At 63.5% G+C, this 22,083-nt stretch carries 20 protein-coding genes; 10 read left to right on the forward strand and 10 right to left on the reverse strand.

All coding sequences use genetic code 11. The annotated features are described in order from the left end of the window. Positions 1-144 precede the first annotated feature (144 nt). The 3 genes from RS897_RS39690 to RS897_RS39700 are packed head-to-tail and all read right to left on the reverse strand — an operon-like array spanning position 145 to position 5,160. Positions 145-3,225 carry a MexW/MexI family multidrug efflux RND transporter permease subunit gene (locus RS897_RS39690; protein ID WP_315834101.1) on the reverse strand — a complete coding sequence of 1,027 codons (3,081 nt, stop codon included), beginning with the start codon at positions 3,223-3,225 and terminating at the stop codon, positions 145-147. A 23-nt stretch (positions 3,226-3,248) separates the two neighbouring features. Continuing rightward, on the reverse strand, positions 3,249-4,454 hold the full coding sequence (locus RS897_RS39695; protein ID WP_315834102.1) for an efflux RND transporter periplasmic adaptor subunit: 1,206 nt from the start codon (positions 4,452-4,454) through the stop codon (positions 3,249-3,251). 1 nt (position 4,455) lies between these two features. After that, positions 4,456-5,160 carry a TetR/AcrR family transcriptional regulator gene (locus RS897_RS39700; RefSeq protein WP_315834103.1) on the reverse strand — a complete coding sequence of 235 codons (705 nt, stop codon included), beginning with the start codon at positions 5,158-5,160 and terminating at the stop codon, positions 4,456-4,458. A 175-nt stretch (positions 5,161-5,335) separates the two neighbouring features. Between RS897_RS39700 and RS897_RS39705 the strand changes: the two genes are divergently transcribed. The 3 genes from RS897_RS39705 (at position 5,336) to RS897_RS39715 (ending at position 8,059) form a co-directional block, all read left to right on the forward strand. Next, positions 5,336-5,863 (forward strand): CvpA family protein, encoded by a 528-nt coding sequence (locus tag RS897_RS39705; RefSeq protein ID WP_315834104.1) that lies wholly within the window; start codon positions 5,336-5,338, stop codon positions 5,861-5,863. A 94-nt stretch (positions 5,864-5,957) separates the two neighbouring features. Continuing rightward, positions 5,958-7,145, forward strand: coding sequence for a pyridoxal-phosphate-dependent aminotransferase family protein (locus tag RS897_RS39710; RefSeq protein ID WP_315834105.1), 1,188 nt, complete (start codon positions 5,958-5,960; stop codon positions 7,143-7,145). Positions 7,146-7,279: 134 nt separating this feature from the next. Continuing rightward, entirely contained in the window at positions 7,280-8,059 is a 780-nt protein-coding gene (locus RS897_RS39715) for an enoyl-CoA hydratase-related protein (RefSeq protein ID WP_315834106.1), read from the forward strand. A gap of 58 nt (positions 8,060-8,117) precedes the next feature. Here RS897_RS39715 and RS897_RS39720 read toward each other — a convergent pair whose 3' ends face one another. After that, positions 8,118-8,912, reverse strand: a complete 795-nt coding sequence (locus RS897_RS39720) for an enoyl-CoA hydratase/isomerase (protein WP_315834107.1) — start codon at positions 8,910-8,912, stop codon at positions 8,118-8,120. A gap of 157 nt (positions 8,913-9,069) precedes the next feature. Further along, the gene (locus RS897_RS39725; RefSeq protein ID WP_315834108.1) at positions 9,070-9,528 is read right to left on the reverse strand and encodes an Lrp/AsnC family transcriptional regulator; all 459 of its coding nucleotides are present in this window, start codon (positions 9,526-9,528) and stop codon (positions 9,070-9,072) included. A gap of 126 nt (positions 9,529-9,654) precedes the next feature. Here RS897_RS39725 and RS897_RS39730 point away from each other — a divergent pair, with 126 nt between their 5' ends. Next, entirely contained in the window at positions 9,655-10,356 is a 702-nt protein-coding gene (locus RS897_RS39730; protein ID WP_315834109.1) for an SDR family NAD(P)-dependent oxidoreductase, read from the forward strand. A 2-nt stretch (positions 10,357-10,358) separates the two neighbouring features. On the opposite strand, the gene RS897_RS39735 is transcribed toward RS897_RS39730, so the two are convergent. Both RS897_RS39735 and RS897_RS39740 read right to left on the reverse strand, forming a co-directional pair. Continuing rightward, on the reverse strand, positions 10,359-11,072 hold the full coding sequence (locus tag RS897_RS39735; protein ID WP_315834110.1) for a hypothetical protein: 714 nt from the start codon (positions 11,070-11,072) through the stop codon (positions 10,359-10,361). A 229-nt stretch (positions 11,073-11,301) separates the two neighbouring features. Beyond that, entirely contained in the window at positions 11,302-11,436 is a 135-nt protein-coding gene (locus RS897_RS39740; protein WP_315834111.1) for a hypothetical protein, read from the reverse strand. Positions 11,437-11,691: 255 nt separating this feature from the next. On the opposite strand from RS897_RS39740, the gene RS897_RS39745 reads away from it, so the two are divergent. Continuing rightward, positions 11,692-12,108 carry a hypothetical protein gene (locus RS897_RS39745; protein WP_315834112.1) on the forward strand — a complete coding sequence of 139 codons (417 nt, stop codon included), beginning with the start codon at positions 11,692-11,694 and terminating at the stop codon, positions 12,106-12,108. 132 nt (positions 12,109-12,240) lie between these two features. Here RS897_RS39745 and RS897_RS39750 read toward each other — a convergent pair whose 3' ends face one another. After that, the gene (locus RS897_RS39750; protein ID WP_315834113.1) at positions 12,241-13,179 is read right to left on the reverse strand and encodes a LysR family transcriptional regulator; all 939 of its coding nucleotides are present in this window, start codon (positions 13,177-13,179) and stop codon (positions 12,241-12,243) included. Between the two features lie 116 nt (positions 13,180-13,295). Here RS897_RS39750 and RS897_RS39755 point away from each other — a divergent pair, with 116 nt between their 5' ends. The 4 genes from RS897_RS39755 (at position 13,296) to RS897_RS39770 (ending at position 17,684) form a co-directional block, all read left to right on the forward strand. After that, positions 13,296-14,036 carry an SDR family oxidoreductase gene (locus RS897_RS39755; protein WP_315834114.1) on the forward strand — a complete coding sequence of 247 codons (741 nt, stop codon included), beginning with the start codon at positions 13,296-13,298 and terminating at the stop codon, positions 14,034-14,036. Between the two features lie 53 nt (positions 14,037-14,089). Continuing rightward, entirely contained in the window at positions 14,090-14,989 is a 900-nt protein-coding gene (locus tag RS897_RS39760) for an SDR family oxidoreductase (RefSeq protein WP_315834115.1), read from the forward strand. A 36-nt stretch (positions 14,990-15,025) separates the two neighbouring features. Then, on the forward strand, positions 15,026-15,514 hold the full coding sequence (locus RS897_RS39765; RefSeq protein WP_315834116.1) for a DoxX family protein: 489 nt from the start codon (positions 15,026-15,028) through the stop codon (positions 15,512-15,514). Between the two features lie 70 nt (positions 15,515-15,584). Further along, positions 15,585-17,684: a molybdopterin oxidoreductase family protein gene (locus RS897_RS39770; protein WP_315834117.1), complete on the forward strand. Its 2,100-nt coding sequence runs from the start codon at positions 15,585-15,587 to the stop codon at positions 17,682-17,684. A gap of 196 nt (positions 17,685-17,880) precedes the next feature. Here the strand turns inward: RS897_RS39770 and RS897_RS39775 are convergent, their stop codons facing one another. Further along, positions 17,881-19,101, reverse strand: coding sequence for an ABC transporter substrate-binding protein (locus tag RS897_RS39775; RefSeq protein ID WP_315834118.1), 1,221 nt, complete (start codon positions 19,099-19,101; stop codon positions 17,881-17,883). Between the two features lie 59 nt (positions 19,102-19,160). Beyond that, complete coding sequence (locus RS897_RS39780) at positions 19,161-20,447, reverse strand: hydroxymethylglutaryl-CoA reductase, degradative (protein ID WP_315838901.1); 1,287 nt, start codon at positions 20,445-20,447, stop codon at positions 19,161-19,163. 229 nt (positions 20,448-20,676) lie between these two features. Between RS897_RS39780 and RS897_RS39785 the strand changes: the two genes are divergently transcribed. Continuing rightward, positions 20,677-22,074 carry an aminotransferase-like domain-containing protein gene (locus RS897_RS39785; protein WP_315834119.1) on the forward strand — a complete coding sequence of 466 codons (1,398 nt, stop codon included), beginning with the start codon at positions 20,677-20,679 and terminating at the stop codon, positions 22,072-22,074. The last annotated feature ends 9 nt before the right edge of the window (positions 22,075-22,083 follow it).

A 22,083-nucleotide genomic window follows, 5' to 3' on the forward strand; every position in this document is an offset into this window, starting at 1 on the left:
CGTTTTTTCTTGAAGCGATCGGAGAAGATTAGAGCATGATCCGAAAAAGTGGAAACCAGCTTTCCAGGCGCGCGTCGTGCCTCAACGCAAGAGGGAGCGACTGCTTCTCGGCAGTCGCTCCCTCTGCTTACGATTCGAACGATGTCAGGTCGGCTTCAGCTCTAACGACGCGATATCCTGCGCCCGGTCCGACTTGGCGGCCGCGCGGTGATCGGTCGCGATCGCCACGTACACGGCCGGCAACACGAACAGCGTGAACAGCGTGCCAATCAGCATGCCGGCCACCACCACAAGACCGATCGAGAACCGGCTGGCGGCGCCAGCACCGTTGGCGGTCAGAAGCGGAAACAAGCCTGCGACCATCGCCGCGGTGGTCATCAAAATCGGCCGCAGCCGGACCCGGGCAGCCATCTCGATCGCAGACCTGCGGTCGAGACCTTCCTTCAGCTGCAGTTCGTTGGCGAACTCGACCATCAGGATGCCGTGCTTGCTGATCAGGCCGACCAGGGTCAACAACCCGACCTGGGTATAGATATTGATGGTGGCCACGCCGAAGAACAGCGGAATCAACGCACCGCTGATCGCCATCGGTACACTGATCAGGATGACAAACGGATCTCGCAGGCTTTCGAACTGCGCCGCCAGCACCAGGAAAATGATGATCAGCGCAAAGCCGAAGGTCACGGCAAGCTGATTGCCTTCCTTCACATACTGGCGGGAGTCGGCCAGGAAGTCGTGATTGTAGCCCGCGGGGAGCTTCTTCGCTTCGCTCTCCAGGAATTCCACCGCCTTGCCCATGGTCACGCCGGGCATCGGCACGGCCTGGAAGGTTGAGGAATTGAGCTGGTTGAAGTGGGTCAGCGCGTTCGGATCGGTATCGGTCTGGATCGAGACCAGCGTCGACAGCGGCACCTGCTGGCCGTTGGGCGCTGACACGTAATAGCCACCCAGCATTTCCGGCGACAGCCGCAGACCACGCGGCACCTGCGGGATCACCTGATATGAGCGCCCCTCCAGGTTGAAGCGGTTGATGTAATTGCCGCCGAGCAGCACGGCGAGCGAACTGCCGATCTGCTGCATGGTGATCCCGAGCTCGTTGGCCTTCGAACGATCGATCTTCACCCGCACAACGGGCTGATTGTAGTCCAGATCGCTGTCGCTGACGATGAACAGCCCGCTCTTGCGCGCTGCAGCCTTCAGCTTCTGCATGTCTTCATAGACAGCCCGGAAGTCCTTGGTGGAGCTGATCACCATCTGCACTGGCAGGCCGCCCGGTCCGCCGGGCAGCGCCGGCAGATTGAAGGCGAATGCCTGTACACCCTCGATCTTGCTCAACTCGTTCTGAACGTCCTGCTTCATCGCCGTCGATGATCGCTTTCGCTGATCCCACGGCTTCAGGATCATGCCGGCGATGCCTTGCCCGGTCGTGGGCAGGCCATTGAGGACGAAGCGCAGGTCGGTTTCCGGAAACTTGGCAAACGCCTTATCGAGCTTGTCGCCATAATAGTCGACATAGTCGATGTTGGCATATTTCGGCGCCTTGGTGATCGAGAACAGGATGCCCTGGTCCTCCTCGGGCGCGAGCTCCTTGGACGTATTGACGTACATGAAGCCGACAAGGCCGAGGATGGTGATCGCAAACAGCCCGGTAATCGGCCGGTAGTCGAGCGAGCGGTCGAGTTGGCGACCGTACCAGCGGGTCACCGAACGGAATACCCGGTCCACCGCCTTGGCGAAGCGGCCCGGCTCCGAATGAGTCAGCAGCACCGAGCACATCATCGGCGACAACGTCAGCGCGATGACACCCGACACGATCACCGATCCGGCCAGCGTGAACGCGAACTCCTTGAACAGTGCGCCGGTGACGCCGCCGAGGAAACCAATCGGCGCATACACCGCGGCGAGCGTAATGGTCATCGAGATGACTGGGCCTACGATTTCGCGCGCGCCGACAAGTGATGCCTGTACTGGAGATTTGCCCTCCTCCAGATGGCGATGGATATTTTCCACCACCACGATCGCATCGTCGACCACGAGCCCGATCGCCAGCACCATCGCCAGCAGGGTCAGCAGATTGAAGCTGAAGCCCATGGCCAGCATCAGCATGCAGACGCCGATCAGCGACAGCGGGATGGTCACCACCGGAATGATGACCGAGCGGAACGATGCCAGGAACAGGAAGATCACGACAATGACGATACCCACCGCCTCGATCAGGGTCTTCTGCACCTCGTCGATCGACGACTGAATGAAATTCGTCGAATCATACGCGACTTTCATCTTCAGCGACGGCGGAAGATTGCGTTCGATTTCCGGAAACAGCGCACGCACCCCCTTGACGATGTTGAGGGGGTTGCCCTGTGGCGTGGCGTTCACACCGATGAAAATCGCGTGCTCGCCGTCCATCGCGACGCTGGCGTCGGTACTCTGAGCGGCGAGTTCGACGGTGGCAACGTCCTCGATACGGACCAGTGCGCCGTCCTTGGCCTTCACGGTCATGCGCCTGAACTGGTCGAGGTTGGTCAGGTCGGTGTTGGTCGACACATTGCTGACGGTGAGGTAGCCCTTCGACTGTCCCGCGGCTGCCTGGAAATTGTTGGCCTGGATCGCAGCCGCAATGTCACCGGCCGACACGCTGCGGCCGGCCATCCGCGCGGGATCCAGCCAGATACGCATCGCGAACTGCTGGTTGCCCAGGATCTGCGCTTCCGCGACGCCATCGACCGTGGACAGGATCGGCTGCACCACACGCGTCATATAGTCGGAGATCGCCGAACCCGTGAGTTCGTCGCTGGAGAATCCAATGTACATCACCGAGGTGGTCTGGCCGGTCGATTTCAGGATCACCGGGTCGTTGGACTCTTTCGGTATCAGGTATTTGACAGAATTGACCTTGGCCAACACCTCGGTCAACGCTTGGTTGGGATCGAAGTTCAGCTTCACATACACCGAGATCGTGCTGACGCCCTGCACCGACGACGAGGTGATGTAGTCGACGCCCTCGGCAGAGGCCACCGCCTGCTCGATCGGCGTGGTGATGAAGCCCTGCATCAGATCCGGTGACGCGCCGGGATAGGACGTCGTCACCGTGATCACGGTGTTCGACAGCTTGGGATACTGCCTGATCGGGAGATTGAGCGCGGCGTTCAGGCCGATCAGCAGGATCAGCAGGCTGACGACGACCGACAGCACCGGGCGCTTGATGAAGATATCGGTGAAAACCATGATGTTTGCCTGCTACTGCCCGATCAATACCGCGGCGGATTGGCTGGCTGCGGCGGCGGCGGATTCGACGAGATCACCACCGGTCCACCGGACTGCAGCTTGAGCTGGCCAACAGCGACCACGCGATCGCCGGCCTTTAGACCCGACAGGATCACGGTACGTCCGTCGACGCGCTTGCCTGTGCGCACAAAACTGCGCTCGGCGGTCAGGCTGCTCTCGCCCTTGTCGTTCTTGGTCTCCTTGATGACGAACACGGAGTCACCATAGAGCGTGTAGTCGACCGCCGTCTCCGGCACGGTGATGACGGGCGCCTCCGGCGGCAAAACCACCGTGGTCGACGCGAACATGCCCGGCTTCAGGCTGTGATCGGTGTTGTCGATGGTGGCCTGGATCCTAATGTTGCGGGTATCGGAATTGATCTGCGGTTCGATGGTCGTGATTTTTCCCTCGAACACGCGGTTGGGATATGCGTCGACATTCACCTTCACCGTCTGCCCGACGGCCAGAATGGCGCGATCCTTCTCAGCCGCCGTGAAGTTGAGGAACACCTTGGACAGATCGGTCAGCGATACGATCTGGGTGCCAGCGCTGAGATACTGCCCGACTTCGACGCGACGCACGCCGAGGTCACCACCGAACGGCGCCTTGACCAGCTTCTGCGAGATCACCGCTTCGGTCTTGGCGATCGCGGCATTGGCCTGATCGAAAGCTGCCTGGTTCTGATCGACCGTCGCCTGCGGGCCGAACTGGCGCGAGGCCAGCGACTTCGAACGCTCGAGTGCAAGCGCTGCCGCCGTCGCCTGCGCCTTGAAGCTGAGGAGATCGGCCTGATCGGGCTCGTCGAACAACTGGACAAGCGGATCGCCCGCCTTCACGCGTGCACCGGCCTCAAACATGATCTTGGTGATGCGCCCGGCCGCATCGGTCGTGACGTCAACCTGATGCACCGCTGCGAGATCGCCGATACCGGTCAGCAGATGCGGAATGACTTCCGATTTCGCCTCCACCACCGATACGTTGCTTGGCGGCGGCTTCATGGTGGCGAAGAACTGCGCGATCATGTGGTTGCGGAAGGCATTGAAGCCGACCAGCGCGCCGACCAGAACAACCAGCGCGGTGCCGACGATCAAGAACCAGCGCCCCATACGAACGGGTCGCACACGCGGCTTCTCCTCGATCGACTTGTCGGGCGATTTGGCCGGAATATTAGCCTCCGTAGAGATCGTCATGTCATGCACTCTCTGAAACCAATGGGGTCTCGATGGGCCGGGCCTGCAAAGCGCGGGCGAGATAGGTCGCAATTGCGCGCTCATTAAGGCCCAGTCCGCGAAGGACGAATTCACTCACCTGACGCCGCAGACTCTCGGTATCGCCATAGGACAGCGTCGGGAGTGACGGGATTCTGGACAGCGCCACCATGTGGATCAGCTGGTGAGCGAACCAGAACAGATTGATCGGCTTGCCACTGGTCGGCGACGCGTCGCCCACCTCTATGGCTCGATGCAGCGACGCAGCGAAGATCGGACCGATGATGTCGGCGATCTTCTGATACAGCAGCCTGGCGAACTCGCCATCTTCCAGATGGGAGGAGATCAACAGCTTCATGCGCTGGAGATCCTCATCCTCGGGACGATCGACCGCTTCCAGGAAATGCCGGATCATCTCCCGCACCAGATAGACCAGCGTCTCGGTCGACGGCTCAAGCGCCTGCAAACGCTGCAGCTCCGGATCGGCCTCGCAGGCCTCGTCCAGAATTTCGGCATAGAGCGCTGATTTCGTTGCGAAATGCTTGAACAGCAAGGCTTCGGAAATTCCCGCAGCCACCGCCACGCTTTTGGTTGTGGTCCCGGCAAAACCGTGACGCGCGAAGCAAGCCTTGGCGGCAGCAAGGATCGTTTCCCGACGGGCTTCGCTCGTGAGTCTGATGGGCGGCATATGATGAGTAAGCACTCACTAAGCACCAAAAGTCAACCAATTTTTGCACGTGCGAGCAGATCCAGGCCCGAAACGAGCCGTTTGGCCCTGAAATCCGGGATCGCCTGTAAGGGTTGGCTAACAGAAGTCGGCTTCAGTCGATCGGCCAAGAGTGCCCTCCGTCGGATCCTGGACCGTGCTTACGTCGATCAATCTGTTCGATGCCGTCATTTATGCCGCCGCGCTGGTCACGGCCCTCACCGGCTTTAGCGCCGGCTTGATCCGCAGCCTCGCCGTCATTCTCGGTTACGCGGCGGCCATGCCCCTTGCAATCACGGTCACACCCCTCTTTTCCCCCGCCATACAAGGTCAGACGGCGTCCCCCTGGGCGCAGAACTCGCTGGTATTTTTTGCGGTGTTCCTGATCGCAGGGGTGGCGATCGGGGCCCTGCTGCGCTTCGCTGTCAACGACATGCTGGGCCCGAGCGTCACGCTGCCGGATCGACTCGCCGGATCAGCCCTCGGAATCGTCCGGGTCGGCCTCGTCGCCGTCGCTCTCGTGGTCGTGTTCGACCGGATCATTCCGAACGATCGCCAGCCGACATTCCTGCGCGAGTCCAGTCTCAGGCCGCTCCTGTCCAACGCGGGCCAGCGCGGGCTCAAATCGCTGCCGCCCGAACTCGCGAGCTACATCGATCAGCTGAAGAAAGAATACAGAATTTAGCCGCAGCGAAAACGCCGCGCTGGCTTGCCCACAATCCGGCTTTGACGAACCGCTCCAGTATGCGAGGAAGAACCGCTTTCAAGGAGAGTGGAATATGGTTGTGCGCGCAGGACGTGAATTCCTTGCTATCCCCGGTCCGACAACGATGCCCGACGAGGTGCTGCGCGCCATGCACCGCCCGGCCGCCGACATCTATGACGGCGGATTGCTTGCGCTGACCGAAAGCCTGCACGCCGACCTGAGCAAACTATTTCATACCAGAGGGCGCTCCTACATCTATATCGCCAACGGCCATGGCGCCTGGGAGGCCGCACTCACCAACGTCTTGTCGCGCGGTGACAAGATCCTGGTGCTGGAGAGCGGACGCTTCGCCATCGGATGGGGTGACGCCGCGGAACGGCTCGGCGTCGAGATCGAGATTCTGAAAGGCACCTGGGACCGCGCGGTGCGGCCTGACGAGGTCGAAGCCCGGCTGCGGCAGGACAAGGAGCGCCGCATCAAGGCGGTACTGACCGTGCAGATCGACACCGCGTCGGGTGTGGTTAACGACATCCCGGCGATCGGCCGGGCAATCCGTGCCGCCGGCCATGACGCGCTGTTCATGGTCGACGCGGTGGCATCTCTCGGCTGCATGCCGTTCCAGATGGACGACTGGCACATCGATGTCGCGATGTCGGCCTCGCAAAAGGGTTTGATGACGCCGCCCGGCCTCGGGTTCGTGGCCGTGAGCGAACGCGCACGTGAAGTCCATCGCAAGGCCGATCTCAGGAGCCCCTATTGGGACTGGACCGCGCGTGACGGCCAAGAGCATTATCAGAAATACGCCGGTACACCGCCGGTGCACCTGCTCTACGCACTGCGTCAGGCGCTCGATATGCTGTTTGAGGAAGGCGCCGAAAATACTTTCCTGCGTCATCGGCTGCTGGCGGAAGCTGTCCGCCGCGCGGTCGGGGTCTGGTCCGAGAAAGGCGCGCTCAGTTTCAATATCCTGGCGCCGTCGGAGCGATCCGACACAGTCACCACGGTCCTTGTCAGGAGTGAGCGGACGGCGAATGACCTCAAGGACTACTGTCGTGACAAGTGCGGCGTGGTTCTCGGCAACGGCATCGGCGCGCTGTCGGGCCAGGCTTTCCGGATCGCACATATGGGTCACGTCAACGCTCCGATGATCCTGGGCGTTCTCGGCGTCGTCGAGGTCGGCCTCAATGCGCTTCGGATCCCGCACGGCGAAGGCGGCGTGCTCGCCGCAACCCGCTGGCTTGGCGACAACGTGCCAGCTTGATCGAGAAAGCAACGCTGCCATCCGCTTTTGCGGAACAACAGCGCTGTGTTTAAAAGCTGTCCGCTGACACAATCAATGCTGGAACGTCGCGCCTTCGAGGCGCGCGCCAAAAAGACAAACGACAGGGAGGACACATGACCTACAAGTTCGTCGACGTGAAACGCAACGGCCGGATCACGGTGGTGACGCTGAATCGGCCGGAGGTCATGAATGCCCTCCACACCGACGCCCATTTCGAATTGCATGACGTGTTCGATGCGTTCGCTGCCGACCCGGAGCAGTGGGTGGCGATCGTCACCGGTGCAGGTGACCGAGCGTTCTCCGCCGGCAACGATCTAAAGTGGCAGGCTGCCGGCGGCAAACGCGGCTGGAACACCAGCGGCTTCGCCGGCCTGACAGCACGGTTCGATTGCGACAAACCGATCATCGCCGCCGTCAACGGCGTCGCCATGGGTGGTGGTTTTGAAATTGCGCTGGCCTGCGACCTGATCATCGCGGCCGAGAACGCGACATTCGCCCTACCGGAGCCCCGCGTAGGTCTCGCGGCACTCGCCGGCGGCCTGCACCGCCTGCCGCGCCAGATCGGGTTGAAACGCGCGATGGGCATGATCCTGACGGCGCGTCACGTCAGTGCCCGCGAAGGTTATGAGCTTGGCTTTGTCAACGAAGTCGTGCCGAAGGGCGAATCCCTGAAGGCTGCCGAACGATGGGCCGAGACGATCTGCCAGAACAGCCCGATGTCGATCCGGGCTTCGAAGCAGACCATCAACAAGGGCATGAACGTGTCGCTCGAGCAGGCGATCGCCGAGCAGCGCGACTATCCGGCGGTGAAAGCGATGGCGGCGTCCGAGGACTACATCGAAGGCCCGAAGGCATTCTCCGAAAAGCGCCCGCCGCAATGGAAGGGTAAATGAATCTTGCAGGCGATGCGCTCGTCATCTGGCGCATCGCCATCGAGCAAAAGATCGAAGCTTACCTGCCGGTGAATTTCGCGGGGCGCTTTTCCAGGAACGCCGTCACGCCTTCCTTGAAGTCCTCCGCGGCGCCGGCCTGCTGCTGGCACCGGCGTTCGAGATCGATCTGCTGTTCGAACGAATTTTCCAGGCTGTCCCAATAGAGCTTGCGGATCAGCGAGAGCGCGACAGTCGGACCGTTGGCCAGGTCGCGGGCGAGCTTCAGCGCCTCCTCCATCAACACCGCATCATCGTGAACGCGGTTGATCAGCCCCCAGGACAGCGCGGTCTCAGCTGGGAGCCGCTCGCCGAGCAACGACAGCTCGATGGCGCGGGCCTTGCCGACCAGCCGCGGCAGCAGCCAGGTCGAGCCGCAATCCGGAACAAGTCCGATGCGGCGGAAGGCCTGCAGGAAATACGCCGAGCGCGCGGCCAGGACGATGTCGCCCATCAAGGCGAAGCTCATGCCAGCACCCGCCGCCGGGCCGTTCACCGCCGTGACCAGCGGACAATGCAGGTTTCGCAGGCGGCGCAGGAACGGATGAAACGCTGTCTCCAGGGTGGCGCCGGCATTGCGGCGCACCGAGCCCTGCTGGTTGTTGCGCCCCTGCAAATTCGCACCGGTGCAGAAGGCACGGCCCGCGCCGGTCAGCACGATGCACCGGACATCGGAGCGACGCTCGTCGATGGCATCGAGCACATCGCCGAGGCCCTGCAGCATGTCGACCGACACCGCGTTCATCACCTCCTGATGATCAAGGCGAATGATGGCGACCGGTGCGTCGATTTCCAGGCTCACATGTTTGAATTGCATCGCGTCCTCTTTCGGCAATCCGCGCTTTCCGCGCGACGTTTCCTCAACGGGTTCGACCGCGATATTCGATATTCGAGCGGCCGTTGTCCATGGCCATCGCCCTGCAATGCAGCCATGAATTGGATCGGCGATACCGCCGTGCGGAATTGATCCGCGATCAGAGCGGAAGCATGGTGGTGTACTTCAGCTGGCGCAGCGCGAAGTCGGACTGGGCGGTTGCGACCTTCGGATGTGCAAGCAGCTTGTGCATCAGAAAATCTTCATAGGCCGCGACGTCCTCGGCACGGATGATCAGCACATAATCGTGCGGACCGGTCACGGAAAAACATTCGAGCACATTGGGCTGATCGGCGATGAAGCGTTCGAACGCCTCGCGCGATTGCGTGCTGTGATCGCGCAGATTGGCGTGCACGAAAACGCAGACGCCCAGTCCGATTTTCGATGGATCGAGCAACGTGACCCGCGACGCGATCAGACCGGCCGCCTCGAACTCCTGGATACGCCGCCACACCGTCGACTGCGACATCGCCAATCGCTCGGCGAGATCCTTCAGCGACAAGGTCGCGTCGCGCTGGATTTCGCGCAGCAGCCGGCGGTCGGGTTCGGATAGTTTCATTGAAATAGTCTAGTCTCTTTTCAATCATTCGTGAACGGAATATTTCACTTTTTCGCCACCTGAGAAAATATCGAGACATAACCTGCCGGGCGTTTTACCGTGGCAGCGAACCAACGGGAGCGGGCAATGACCACGACGACAAGCACGGCAATGATCACCGGGGCGGCGGGAAATCTCGGACGCGCGGTTGCCGCCGTGCTTGCGGATGATTTCCGGCTTGCGCTGGTGGGCAGCAGCCTGGCGCATCTGCGCACGACATTTCCGCAGGCGCCCGCGACATGGCGTCTTGTCGATGTCGACCTCACCAAGCAGGAAGCCAGCGACAAGCGCCTTGGCGAGGTGATTGCCGACATCGGGCCCGTCGACGTGCTCTGCAGTATCGCCGGCGCATTCCACATGGGCGAGCCGGTGCACGCGATGGCCGCGAGCAGCTTCGACGCGATGATCGACGTCAATGTGCGCACGCTCCTGAACGCCGTGCGGTCCGTGGTACCGGGCATGATCGCGCGCGGCCGCGGTCGCGTCATCACCGTCGGCGCCTTGTCCGCCCAGCGCGGCGGGGCCGAGATGGGCGCCTATGCCGCAGCCAAGAGCGCGGTGATGCGGCTGACGGAATCGATGGCCGCCGAGCTCGGCCCCAAGGGCATCAACGTCAATTGCGTGCTGCCGAGCCTCATCGACACACCGCAGAACCGCGCGGCGATGCCCGATGCCGATCCTGCCGGCTGGGTGAAGCCGCAGGATCTTGCCGCGGTGATCGGCTTTCTCGCCTCCGAGCGCGCCGTCGCCGTCAACGGCGCGCTGATCCCGGTGACCGGGCGCGGATAGCCTTAGAACGAGCCCGGCGGCAGCCGGTAGACGTCCGGGGTCTTGGCGTCGGCGACATAGAACAGCAGCAGCGCGGTCGGCGTCAGCACGCGCTGATTGTTCTCGCCCTGGGCGATGCTGCCCTGCAGGATCAGCATCGTGGTGCGATCCTTGTCGTCGCTGCCGCGGAACATCAGGATGCCGCCGTTGATCGGCATGTTGGTGGCGATGGTGTCCTGCTTGTAGCCCTGCGACACGAAGTGCGTGCGCAACACCGTGGAGTTGGAGAACAACTGATCCGGCGTCATCTTGTCGTCGGTCGCCTTCGACCAGGTGACGCCGACCTGGATCAGCTTCTTGGTCTTGAAGCCGAACACGTAGGACACTTCCGACGCGCCGCCGCCGGCCAGCACCTCGGGCGCCTTGACCAGCAGCACATGGGTCTGCTCGCTCTTGTTGTCCTCGGAGCGGATCGCCTCCGGCTTGACGCCGAGATCCTTGATAATGGCGCTGCGCACCTCGGCTTCGGTCATGCCGAACCTGGCCGAGCGAAATCCTTCGACCGCAGCCGTGGCTCCGCTGATCGGCGGCTGCGACGTGGTCGCGGCCGGCGTGACCGGCGCAGGCGCCGGCGCATCTTTCCGCGCGGCCTGTGCGTACACGGCACCAGTGCCGCAGGACACCAGCAGCAAGGAAGCAACACACCAGGCCAGACGTTTTTTAACAACTCCAATCACTACAAAGTCTCCTTGTCGATCTAAGTGTTGCACTCGCTAAGCGTAGCACTGTCTCGCCATCATAGCGTCTGGGCAACAGGGAACAGCAACAGCGGCCGCAGGATACCGCGGAAATAGGCCTGGTAGCGGGGCTGCCCCGGAACCACGTTGTTGTCCCAGGGGAAGCCTATGCTGGACTCCAGCGTGAACGCGACATGCGGCGTCCAGGACAGGCCTGCGCCTGCGGACGTCAGTTCGGATGGGGCGGGAATGTCGAGAACACCTCGCCGCGATCGATGAAAGCAAAGACATCGAGGCCGGTGATGTATTGCGTCAAATTGTTGTGCAGTTCGAAGTTCGCATAATAGCCGCTATCGCCGGCCACCGAATTGGTCGGTTCATCCGGTGCCAGGCGCGGCGAACAGATCCGTCGCTCAGGTCCGGGACCGCAGATCCATGATTCGAATGCCGCTTTCGATCTAAAGGCCCAGGAACGAGCTTGCGGCAAAGGGTGCAAGACCTTCAGCACCCAGCACCCGACTAAAGGCGAATAGTGCCAAAGGTATAGCCAAGCGGATACTACTAGTGGTTGCTGCCGGGGAGCTCTCGCCCGGTGGGAAAAATCAAAAAGAGTGCCCGCATGACGCCGGATCCCGTCGCCCTCTTCGCTCTTGTCATCCTGCTGCTTCCGATTGCGTATTTGCTGCTGGCAGCGCCGGCCTTCCTGCTGGTGAAACTGGACATCCCGGCCGTCGCCCAGCTGTTGCGCGGCATGTTCAATGTCTACTTCGTGATGCTGAGCATCGCCGGTGTCATCGCAGCGGTCGCCTTTGCCACGGAAGGGCGGATCGCTTGCGTCATCGGCATTGGCTTGATCGCGGCTTTCGCGTTTTGGGCACGCGGCTGGTTTCTACAGGAGATGGATGCCCAGATCAGGCATCAAGGCGATGCCGATGCGGCGCGCCGGCTGCGTCGGCTGCATTGGGGCGGCATGGTGGGCAATGCGATCCAGCTTGTCGCCATCATGAGCGCCATTCCTTATATCGCGCCGGCTTGATCGGATGGCCTCACATCTCACGCCGTCATTGCCGGGCTTGACTTGACCTCAGCGACTTGACCGCGCCAAGTCGCCGGGCAATCCCGGTGATAACGCTGAATGTGGCGAACCGCGTTTACGAACTCTCCAACATCATGGACCGATTTTCGCGCGCGCCGATGACTGCACCGCCGCGCTCCGCTCGAACCGCGCTGCAAACGCGCCCGACAGCCAGTCGATGAACACCCGCACCCGCGGTGACAACTGGCGGCTGTGGGGATAGAGCACGGATACCGGTGTCGGCGACGGTGGCGTCTCGGTGAGAATTTCGACCAGCGCACCCGAGGCGAGATCGGCCTCGACATGATAGCGCGGCACCTGGATCAGGCCGAGCCCGAGCTTCGCCAGCGCGACATTCGTTTCTGCACCGGTCACTGAAATCGCGGCAGTCAGCGTCAGATGACGCAGTTTGCCGTCGACGGTGAACTCGAGCGGAAAGAAATTTCCCGTGGTCGAGGAGACGAAGCCGATCATGCGATGCGACGACAGATCGTCCGGCGAGACCGGCGTGCCATAGATGGCAAGATAGCCCGGGCTGGCGCAGGTGACTTCCTCCAGCATGGCGATGCGGCGGCCGATCATCGCGCTATCCCTGGGCTCGCCGACCCGCACCACGCAATCGACACCCTCGCGGATGAGATCGACCAGCCGATCGCCCTCGCCGAGATGCAGCTTGATGTCGGGATACGCAGCCAGGAAATCCGGCAGCGCCGGCAGGATGAAGTGCCGCATCAAGGTGCCGTGCACATCGATCTTCAGAAGACCATACGGCTTGATTCCGCTGAAGGCTGCTTCCGCGTCTTCGATGTCGGCGATGATGGCCAGGCAGCGCCGATAATAAGCCTCGCCGTCCAGGGTGGCGCTCACATGCCGGGTGGTCCGCTGCAGCAGCCGGACGCCGAGGCGTTTTTCGATGTGCTGGATGGCCTCGGTCACCGTCGAACGCGGCAATCCCAGATCCTGTGACGCCAGCGTGAAACTGCGCCGCTCCACCACGCGGGCAAAAACCCTCATGGAATCAAGAGTATCCATTCAACTCATCTGTTCGCTATTTCCGAATAGTATTGTCAATTTATAGGAGATTATCCGATATTACGAAAGGTCTATTCCATCTCCATCGCAATCACACACCCCGTTGGAGACCGACCATGACCAAGACCTCCCCAAAAGTCGCCATCGTCACCGGCGCATCCCGCGGCATCGGCGCGACCGTCGCCGAACGCCTCGCCGACGACGGCTTCGCCGTGATCATCAACTATTCCAGCGATGCGGCACCCGCCGAAGCGCTGGTGCGCAAGATCGAAGCGGCCGGCGGCCGCGCCCTGGCCGCCAAGGCCGACGTCAGCGACCCGGCCGCGGTGCGGCATATGTTCGATGCCGCGGAGGCCGCGTTCGGCGGGGTCGACGTGCTGGTCAATAATGCCGGCATCATGCCGCTGGCGACCATCGCCGAGATGGACGACGCGACCTTCGATCGCACCATCGCCATCAACCTGAAGGGAAGCTTCAACACCTTGCGCGAGGCGGCGCGGCGGCTGCGCAACGACGGCCGCATCATCAACTTCTCGTCCAGCATGGTCGGGCTGTTGTTGCCGACATATGCCACCTACGCCGCGACCAAGGCCGGCATCGAGGCGATCACCAACATCCTCGCCAAGGAATTGCGCGGCCGCAACATCACCGTCAACGCGGTCGCGCCGGGACCGACGGCAACCGACCTCTTCCTGCACGGCAAGCCGCAGGAGGTGATCGACCGCATGGCGAAGCAGCCGCCGCTCGAGCGGCTGGGCCAGCCGGAGGACACGGCCGACGTCGTCGCTTTCCTCGCCAGCCCCGCCGGCGGCTGGGTCAACGGCCAGACCGTTCGCGTCAATGGCGGGATCATCTGATCCCGTCCCTCCCCCTTCATTGCACACCACGCACAACTTGAAAGAGCACAGCCATGAACAACGTCATTGTCATCACCGGTGCATCGAGCGGCTTCGGTCTTTTGACCGCCCAGACCCTCGCCCGTGCCGGCCACACCGTCTATGCCAGCATGCGCGAGACCACCGGACGCAATGCGCCCCGTGTCGCCGAACTCAAGGCTTATGCGACCGAGCATCATGTCGACCTGCGCACGGTCGAACTCGATGTTGCCTCGCAGGCGTCAGCAGACGCAGCCGTTGCCAAGATTCTCGCCGACAATGGCCGTCTTGACGTGGTGATCCACAATGCCGGCCACATGAGCTTCGGGCCGGCGGAAGCCTTCACGCCCGAACAATACGCCGAGCTCTACGACATCAACGTGCTGAGCACCCAACGCGTGAACCGCGCGGCGCTGCCGCAATTGCGCCAGCAAGGCCATGGCCTCGTGGTGTGGGTATCGTCGAGCAGCGCCCGCGGCGGCACGCCGCCCTATCTCGCGCCTTATTTCGCCGCCAAGGCGGCGATGGACTCGCTGGCGGTGAGTTATGCCGGCGAGCTGGCACGCTGGGGCATCGAGACCTCGATCGTCGTTCCCGGCGCCTTCACCAAGGGCACCAACCATTTCGTCCACTCCGGCTCACCTGCCGACAAAGCCCGCGCCGACGACTACGCCAACGGGCCGACCGCCGACATTCCGGACGTCGCACTGAAGGGCCTGGCGTCGCTCGAGCCTGACGATGCGAACGCGGCCACCGTTGCCGACGCGATCGCCTATGTGGTGGACCTGCCGTTCGGCAAGCGCCCGTTCCGCATCCACATCGATCCGTCGCAAGACGGCGCCGAGATCGTCAACGGTGTCGCCGACCGCGTCCGCGCCGAACTGCTGCGCCGGATCGGCCTCGCCGACGTGCTGATCCCCCGCGTCATCGGCTGACGCCCATCCCCAACTTCATGCCCAAGGAGGAAACCCGTGACCACACCAACCGAGACGAATCGCCTCGTTTTCCCGCAACTCGCGCGGTTCTACGCCATGGCGACGCCACTGGCCTACGCGGTGCAGCGGGTCGCCATCGGCGGAACACTCATGACCCACGGCCTGCCCAAACTGACCGGCAGCGCGCATGGCTCGATGGCCAATCCGATGGCCGGCTCGATCAACCTGATCGCCAACAAGCTGTACCTGCCCGCCGCCGAACATCTCGGCGCCTTCGTTGCCTATCTGGAAACCTTCGGCGGCGTGGCCCTTGCCGTCGGCCTCTTGACCCGGATCGTGGCGCCGATGTTCGCGGTGCAGATGGCCTGCATCTGTCTCGCACTGGGGCAGACCTGGCCGCCAAACTGGCCCTGGATCGACCGCGGCATCGAATATCCGTTCCTGCTGGGCTTGTTCCTGCTGCACATTGCCTTCGCCGGAGGTGGCCGGTTGTCCGCAGACCGCTTGGTCGGGCGGGAGATCTAGCGCCAGCCGATGGCCGGTCTGCGCGGAACCACGCTTCAACAGCGCGGGCCGGCCATGCTATGCAGGTGTCATGAACGCACGCGCAAAAATCGACATCAAGCATTCCACCTGCCCGCACGATTGCCCCTCGGCCTGCGCCCTGGATATCGAGGTGATCGACGGGTCCTCGATCGGCCGGGTCCGCGGCTCGAAAGTGCAGACCTACACGGCGGGCGTGGTCTGCGCCAAGGTGGCGCGCTATGCGGAGCGTATTCATCATCCCGAGCGGCTAAAGTATCCGATGCGCCGCAGCGGCCCGAAGGGATCCGGGCATTTCACCCGCATCTCGTGGGACGAAGCGCTGGACGAGATCGCGCGGCGGTTCGACGAGGCCGAGCGCGACTTCGGCGCGGAGTCGGTCTGGCCTTATTACTATGCCGGCACCATGGGGCTGGTGATGCGCGACGGCATCAACCGGCTGGCCAATGTGAAGCGCTATTCGCGCTTCTACAGCACGATCTGCTCGACGGTGGCCTGGGCGGGTTATGCCGCCGGTGTCGGCAAGGTCGCCGGCGTCGACCCGCGCGAGATGGGCAAGTCCGACCTGATCGTGATCTGGGGCACCAACCCGGTGTCGACCCAGGTCAATGTGATGACCCACGCCTCGCGCGCCCGCAAGGAACGCGGCGCGCGGATCGCTGCGGTCGACATCTACGACAACGACACCATGAAGCAGGCCGACATCAAGATCCTGCTGCGCCCGGGCACCGACGGTGCGTTCGCCTGCGGCGTGATGCATGTGCTGTTTCGCGACGGCCTCGCCGATCGCGCCTATCTCGACACCTACACCGATTGTCCGGCGGAGCTGGAGGCTCATCTCGCCACGCGGACGCCGGAATGGGCCTCCGCGATCTGCGGCGTGCCGGTCGCCGAGATCGAGGCCTTCGCGCACGCCGTCGGCAAGACGCCGCGCACGTTCTTCCGCCTCGGTTACGGCTTTACCCGCAGCCGCAACGGCGCGACCCAGATGCATGCAGCGCTGTGCATTCCCGCCGTGACCGGTGCCTGGCAGCACGAAGGCGGCGGCGCCTTCTTCAACAACGGCTCGATCTGGAAGTTCGACAAGACCCTGATCGAAGGCCTGGACGAGATCGATCCCAACACCCGGCGGCTGGATCAATCGAAGATCGGCCGCGTCCTGACCGGCGACGCCGAGGCGCTGCGTGGTGGTGCGCCCGTGAAGGCGATGGTGATACAGAACACCAATCCGGTGAACGTCGCGCCGGAGCAGGCGCTGGTGCGCCAGGGTTTTGCGCGCGAGGATCTGTTTGTCGCGGTGCATGAGCAGTTCATGACCGAGACCGCGCTGATGGCCGACATCGTGCTGCCGGCCACCATGTTCATGGAGCACGACGACCTTTATTACGGCGGCGGCCACCAGCACATTTCCGTCGGTGCCAAGCTGATCGACCCGCCCGGCGAATGCCGCTCCAATCACCAGGTGCTGCAGGAGCTCGCCAAACGGCTGGGCGCCGAGCATAAGGCGTTCACTATGACGCCGCGCGAGATCATCAACGACACGTTGAAGGCGAGCGGGCACGGCGACATCGAGAGCCTCGAAGCCGACCTCTGGCGCGACCTGCAACCGGATTTCCGCGCCTCGCATTATCTCGACGGCTTCGCCCACACCGACGGCAAATTTCATTTCAAGGCCGACTGGACGTCGGTGCCGGTGCCGCGCAACCAGTTGATGGGCGCGTGGCAGCAGATGCCGTCGCTGCCCGACCACTGGGCCGTGATCGAGACCGCGGACGAGCAGCATCCGTTCCGCCTGGCCACCAGCCCGTCGCGCAGCTATCTCAACAGCAGCTTCAGCGAGACACCATCATCGCAGGCGCGCGAGGGCGCGCCGACGGTGATGATGCATCCGGCCGACGCCGAACGGCTCGATGTGACCGACGGCGACCTGGTGACCCTGGGCAATCCGCGCGGCGAGACCACGCTTGCGGTGAAAATCTTCGACGGCCTGCGCCGCGGCGTGCTGGTAGCGGAATCGATCCATCCCAACCGCACCCATGCCGGCGGACGCGGCATCAATGTGCTGACCGGCGCCGAAGCCGTGGCACCGCATGGCGGCGCCGCGTTCCACGACAACAAGGTGTGGGCGAAGAAGGCGGCGGCGCCAGCGTAGGCTGCCGTAGAGCGTAGGCGGATTAATTCTGCGGCGTCATATCTCCTCATGGTGAGGAGCGCGGAACGCGCGTCTCGAACCATGAGGCCCCGAATTGCGGCGTCCGTGGCCTCGTCCTTCGAGACGGCGCTTCGCGCCTCCTCAGGATGAGGAGTTAAGTTTGTGTGTGACGCGGCAGAACCATTCCGCCCATGCCCTACTTCTTCGCCACCATCGGGCAACCGCCCTGATCGAGCGGACGGAAGGCTTCCGCCGCCGGAATGGTTTCGATCAGCTTGTAATAATCCCAGGCGCCCTTCGACTCCGCCGGCGTCTTGACCTGGAACAGGTACATGTTGTGGATGTGGCGGCCGTCGGCGCGCACCTGGCCCTCGCCGAACAGCGGATCCTTCGACGGCATCTCCTTCATCTTGGCCACCACGATCTGAGCATCCGAGCTGTTGGCGGCCGCTGCCGCGCGCAGGTAATGCAGCGTGCCGGCATAGACACCGGCCTGGTTGGCGGTCGGCCGCTTGCCGCTCATCTGGGCGGCAAAACGATCGGCGAACTTGCGGGTGCCGTCGTTCATGTCCCAATAAAAACCTTCGGTGAGATACAGGCCCTTGGCGTCTTTCAGGCCGATGGCATGCACGTCGGTGAGCTGCATCAAGAGCGCCGCCAGATCCTGACCGCCGGCGGTGAGGCCGAACTCGCCGGCCTGCTTCACCGAATTGATGGTGTCGCCGACCGCATTCGCCAGCGCCACCACCTTGGCCTTGCTGGACTGCGCCTGCAGCAGGAACGAGGAGAAGTCGGATGTGCCGGTGGGATGGCGCACGGTTCCCAGCACCTTGCCGCCTTCAGCCTTCACCACCGCGGCGGCATCGTTTTCCAGCGCGTGGCCGAAGGCATAGTCGGCGGTGACGAAGAACCAGGTGTCCTTCTTCGCGCGCAGCAACGCGAGCGCGGTGCCATGCGCCAATGCCCAGGTGTCGTAGGTCCAGTGCACGGTGTTCGGCGAACACTTCTCGCCGGTCAGCACCGCGGTACCGGGGCCCGACGCGACGAACGCAGTCTTGCTGCCGCGCACGGTCTCCTGCACCGCCAGCGCCACCGAGGAGAAGGGAACATCGAGGATCACATCGACCTTGTCGACATCAAGCCAGCGCCGCGCCAGTGCGGCGCCGATATCGGCCTTGTTCTGATGATCGGCCTGGATCACCTCGACCGCAATGCCGGGCTTCTCCGCCTTGAAATCCTCGACCGCGAGTTTGGCCGCGACCACGGAGCCCAGCCCCGTCGAGTCGGCGGCGAAACCGCTGAGATCGGTCAGCACGCCCAGCTTGATGGTGTTGTTGGCGATCTCGGCATTGGCCGCGCCCACGACCATCCAGGCCATCGCAGCGCCCGCAAGCGCCCGCTTCATCACACCCGACATGTTTCCTCCCTCTGTTATGACTTTGCTGGTTCTGATTTTGATGTTGGTCCCGTCGACACTCACCCGCCGCGCAGTCCCGCAAGAACAGTCTCGGCGACATCGATGCGGACCGTACCCTTGGCCACCAGCGCGCGCGCCACCGCGTCGACTTCGTCGCCGACTGCGCCCGCCATCATGGCGATGTTCTGGGCATGCAGGTCCATATGGCCTTTCTGGATGCCGACGGTCGCCAGCGCCTTCAGTGCGGAAAAATTCTGCGCCAGCCCGACCGCGGCAATGATCCGCGCCAGCCGTTCCGCCGTCCGCACGCCCAGAATTTTCAGGCAGGCCTGGGCGGTCGGGTGGATCTTGGTGGCGCCGCCGATCAGGCCCACCGCCATCGGCAGTTCGATCGAGGCGCTGAGATCGCCTGATGCGGTGACCTCGTAATGCGTGAGGCTGGTGTAACGACCCGAACGCGCCGCATAGGCGTGCGCCCCGGCCTCGACCGCGCGGGTGTCGTTGCCGGTGGCGAGCACCACGGCGCTGACGCCGTTCATGATGCCCTTGTTGTGGGTGGCGGCGCGATAGGGATCGGCGGCGGCGAAATGATAGGCGCTGAGGATGCCGTCGCGCACGTCCGTGCCGCCGATCTCGGCGAGCTTCCACGTCGCATGCGCCCGCGCCAGCCGGCGGTCGGCGAGATTGGACAGAATGCGCAGATAAACGCGACCGCCGCTCCACGTCGCGATATGCGGTGCAATCTTTTCCGCCATGGTGTTGACGGCGTTGGCGCCCATGGCGTCGCGGGTGTCGACGATCAGGTGGCTGACCAGCATCGGACCACTGCTGGTGTCCAGGATACGCACCTCGATGTCGCGGAAGCCACCGCCAAGCTTGACGAGAAGCGGATCGCAGTCGTCGCAGATCGCCTTGATGTCGTCGCGCCGCTCCAGCAGGCGCAAGCGCGCGGCAAACGGATCCGGTACGTTCACCGCTTGCACCTGGGCGATCATCAAGGTGCCGGACATCGAGGTGGTGAAGCCTGTCTCATAGGTCTGGCGCGCGGCGTTGCAGACAGCGGCGACGACCGAGGACTCCTCAGTCGCCATCGGCACCAGCACGTCCTCGCCGTCGACCTTCATGTTGGTGGCGATGCCGATCGGCACGTTCATGGTGGCCACCACGTTCTCGATCAGCTTGTCGGCGAGCGGCACCAGAAGATTGCCCATGTCGGCAAGATGTGCGCGGGTCGCCGCGTCGAGATCGGCGAATGCCGCCACCAGGTCCAATCGCTCCGCGGGCGATTTGCGGTGGAAGCCGCCGATCCGCGAACTGCGGTTGTGACCGTGACCGGTGGTCTGCATCTGGTAGCCCTCGTCATCAGCGCCACTGGGCGGCGTCGGTGTGGCAGGAGCGGCAAGGCCGAACGCAAGGTGGTGGCCGTCATCGCCACGCGCGCCAACACGCCGTGGGCCCCGCCTCCCCATCGTCCGGCCTTCTTGCGGGCCTGCGATGGTCGCGACTGTATGCAATGAGAGGTACAGAACAAGGAACGCTTTGCACATTTTGGCCAAGGTCCGTACCATTCGTCCGATGGGTACAGTTGGACCAGAGCCCGGCGCGAAGTCGCGCATCGACACCGTCATCGAGAGCTTCACCGGGCGGATCGAGCGCGGCCTGATGCGCGGTGGCGAACGGCTGCCGTCGATTCGCGCGGCGGCAGAGGACTTCGGCGTGTCGAAGAACACGGTGGTGGATGCCTATGAGCGGCTGGTTGCCACCGGGCTGATCGACAGCCGGCCCGGATCCGGATTCTATGTGGCGACGCGCCGCACCAAGGCCGCCGCCTCACCGGCACCGGACAAGGTCGATGCGGTCGACAGTGTCTGGTTGCTGCGCGAGCAACTGGAGAAGCGCTACACCGTGCGGGTCGGCGACGGCCGCCCGCCGCCGGCCTGGATGGAGGGCTCGGAGGTCGGCCGCTATCTGCGGCCGGTGAACAAGCCGGGCCAGCGCAGCATTCCGGAAAGCTACGGCAGCCCCTACGGCCTGTTACCGCTGCGCGAGCGCATCGCGACGCTGCTGGCGGAACGTTCGATCGCGGTGACGCCGGCGCAGCTGCTGCTGACCCATGGCGCCAACGATGCGCTGGACATGATCGTGCGGCATTTCATCGAACCGGGCGACACGGTGCTGGTGGACAGCCCCGGCTATTATCCGCTGTTCGGCAAGCTGCGGCTGGCGCGGGCGAAAATCATCGGCGTGCGGCGCAATGCTGACGGCCCCGATCCCGACGACCTTGCAGCACAGGCGGCCGCGAGCGGGGCCAAGCTGTTCTTCACCCAGTCGCTGGCGCACAATCCCACGGGATGCTCAATCAGCCTGCCGGTGGCCTATCGGGTGATGCGGGTGGCGACCGACAACGACCTCACCATCGTCGACAGCGATCCCTTCGCCGACGTGATGCCGACCAACAGCGCGCGGCTAGCGGCGCTGGACCAGCTCGATCGCGTCATCCTGGTCGGCACCTTCGCCAAGACACTGTCGGCCAGTCTGCGCTCCGGCTACATCGCGGCCCGCACTGACATCGCCGCCGCGCTGGCCGACCTCAAGATGATCACCCGCACCAACAGCTCCGGTTATGTCGAACAGATCATCCACGATTTGATCGTCAGCGGGCGCTATCGCGGCCATGTGAAGCGGCTGACCGCGCGCATTCTCGAAGCCACCCATCAGGCCCATGACACGCTCAAGCGCCTGGGCCTGCCGGTATTCGGCGATCCCGGCGGCGGCTTCTACATGTGGTGCGCGCTGCCGCCTGACATCAGCGACAAGGAGCTGTCGCGAACCGCCGCCGAGCGCGGCATCCTGCTGGCGCCGGGATCGGCGTTCGATCCGGACGGCCGCTCCGGCGGGCCCGCGATGCGGATCAACATCGCCTATCTCGGGGATCCGCGTTTCGAGGCGTTCATGGCGGAAGTGACGGGGTGAGCCGCGCCG

Source organism: Bradyrhizobium prioriisuperbiae (assembly GCF_032397745.1).
In the GTDB taxonomy this organism is placed as follows: Bacteria; Pseudomonadota; Alphaproteobacteria; order Rhizobiales; family Xanthobacteraceae; genus Bradyrhizobium_A; species Bradyrhizobium_A prioriisuperbiae.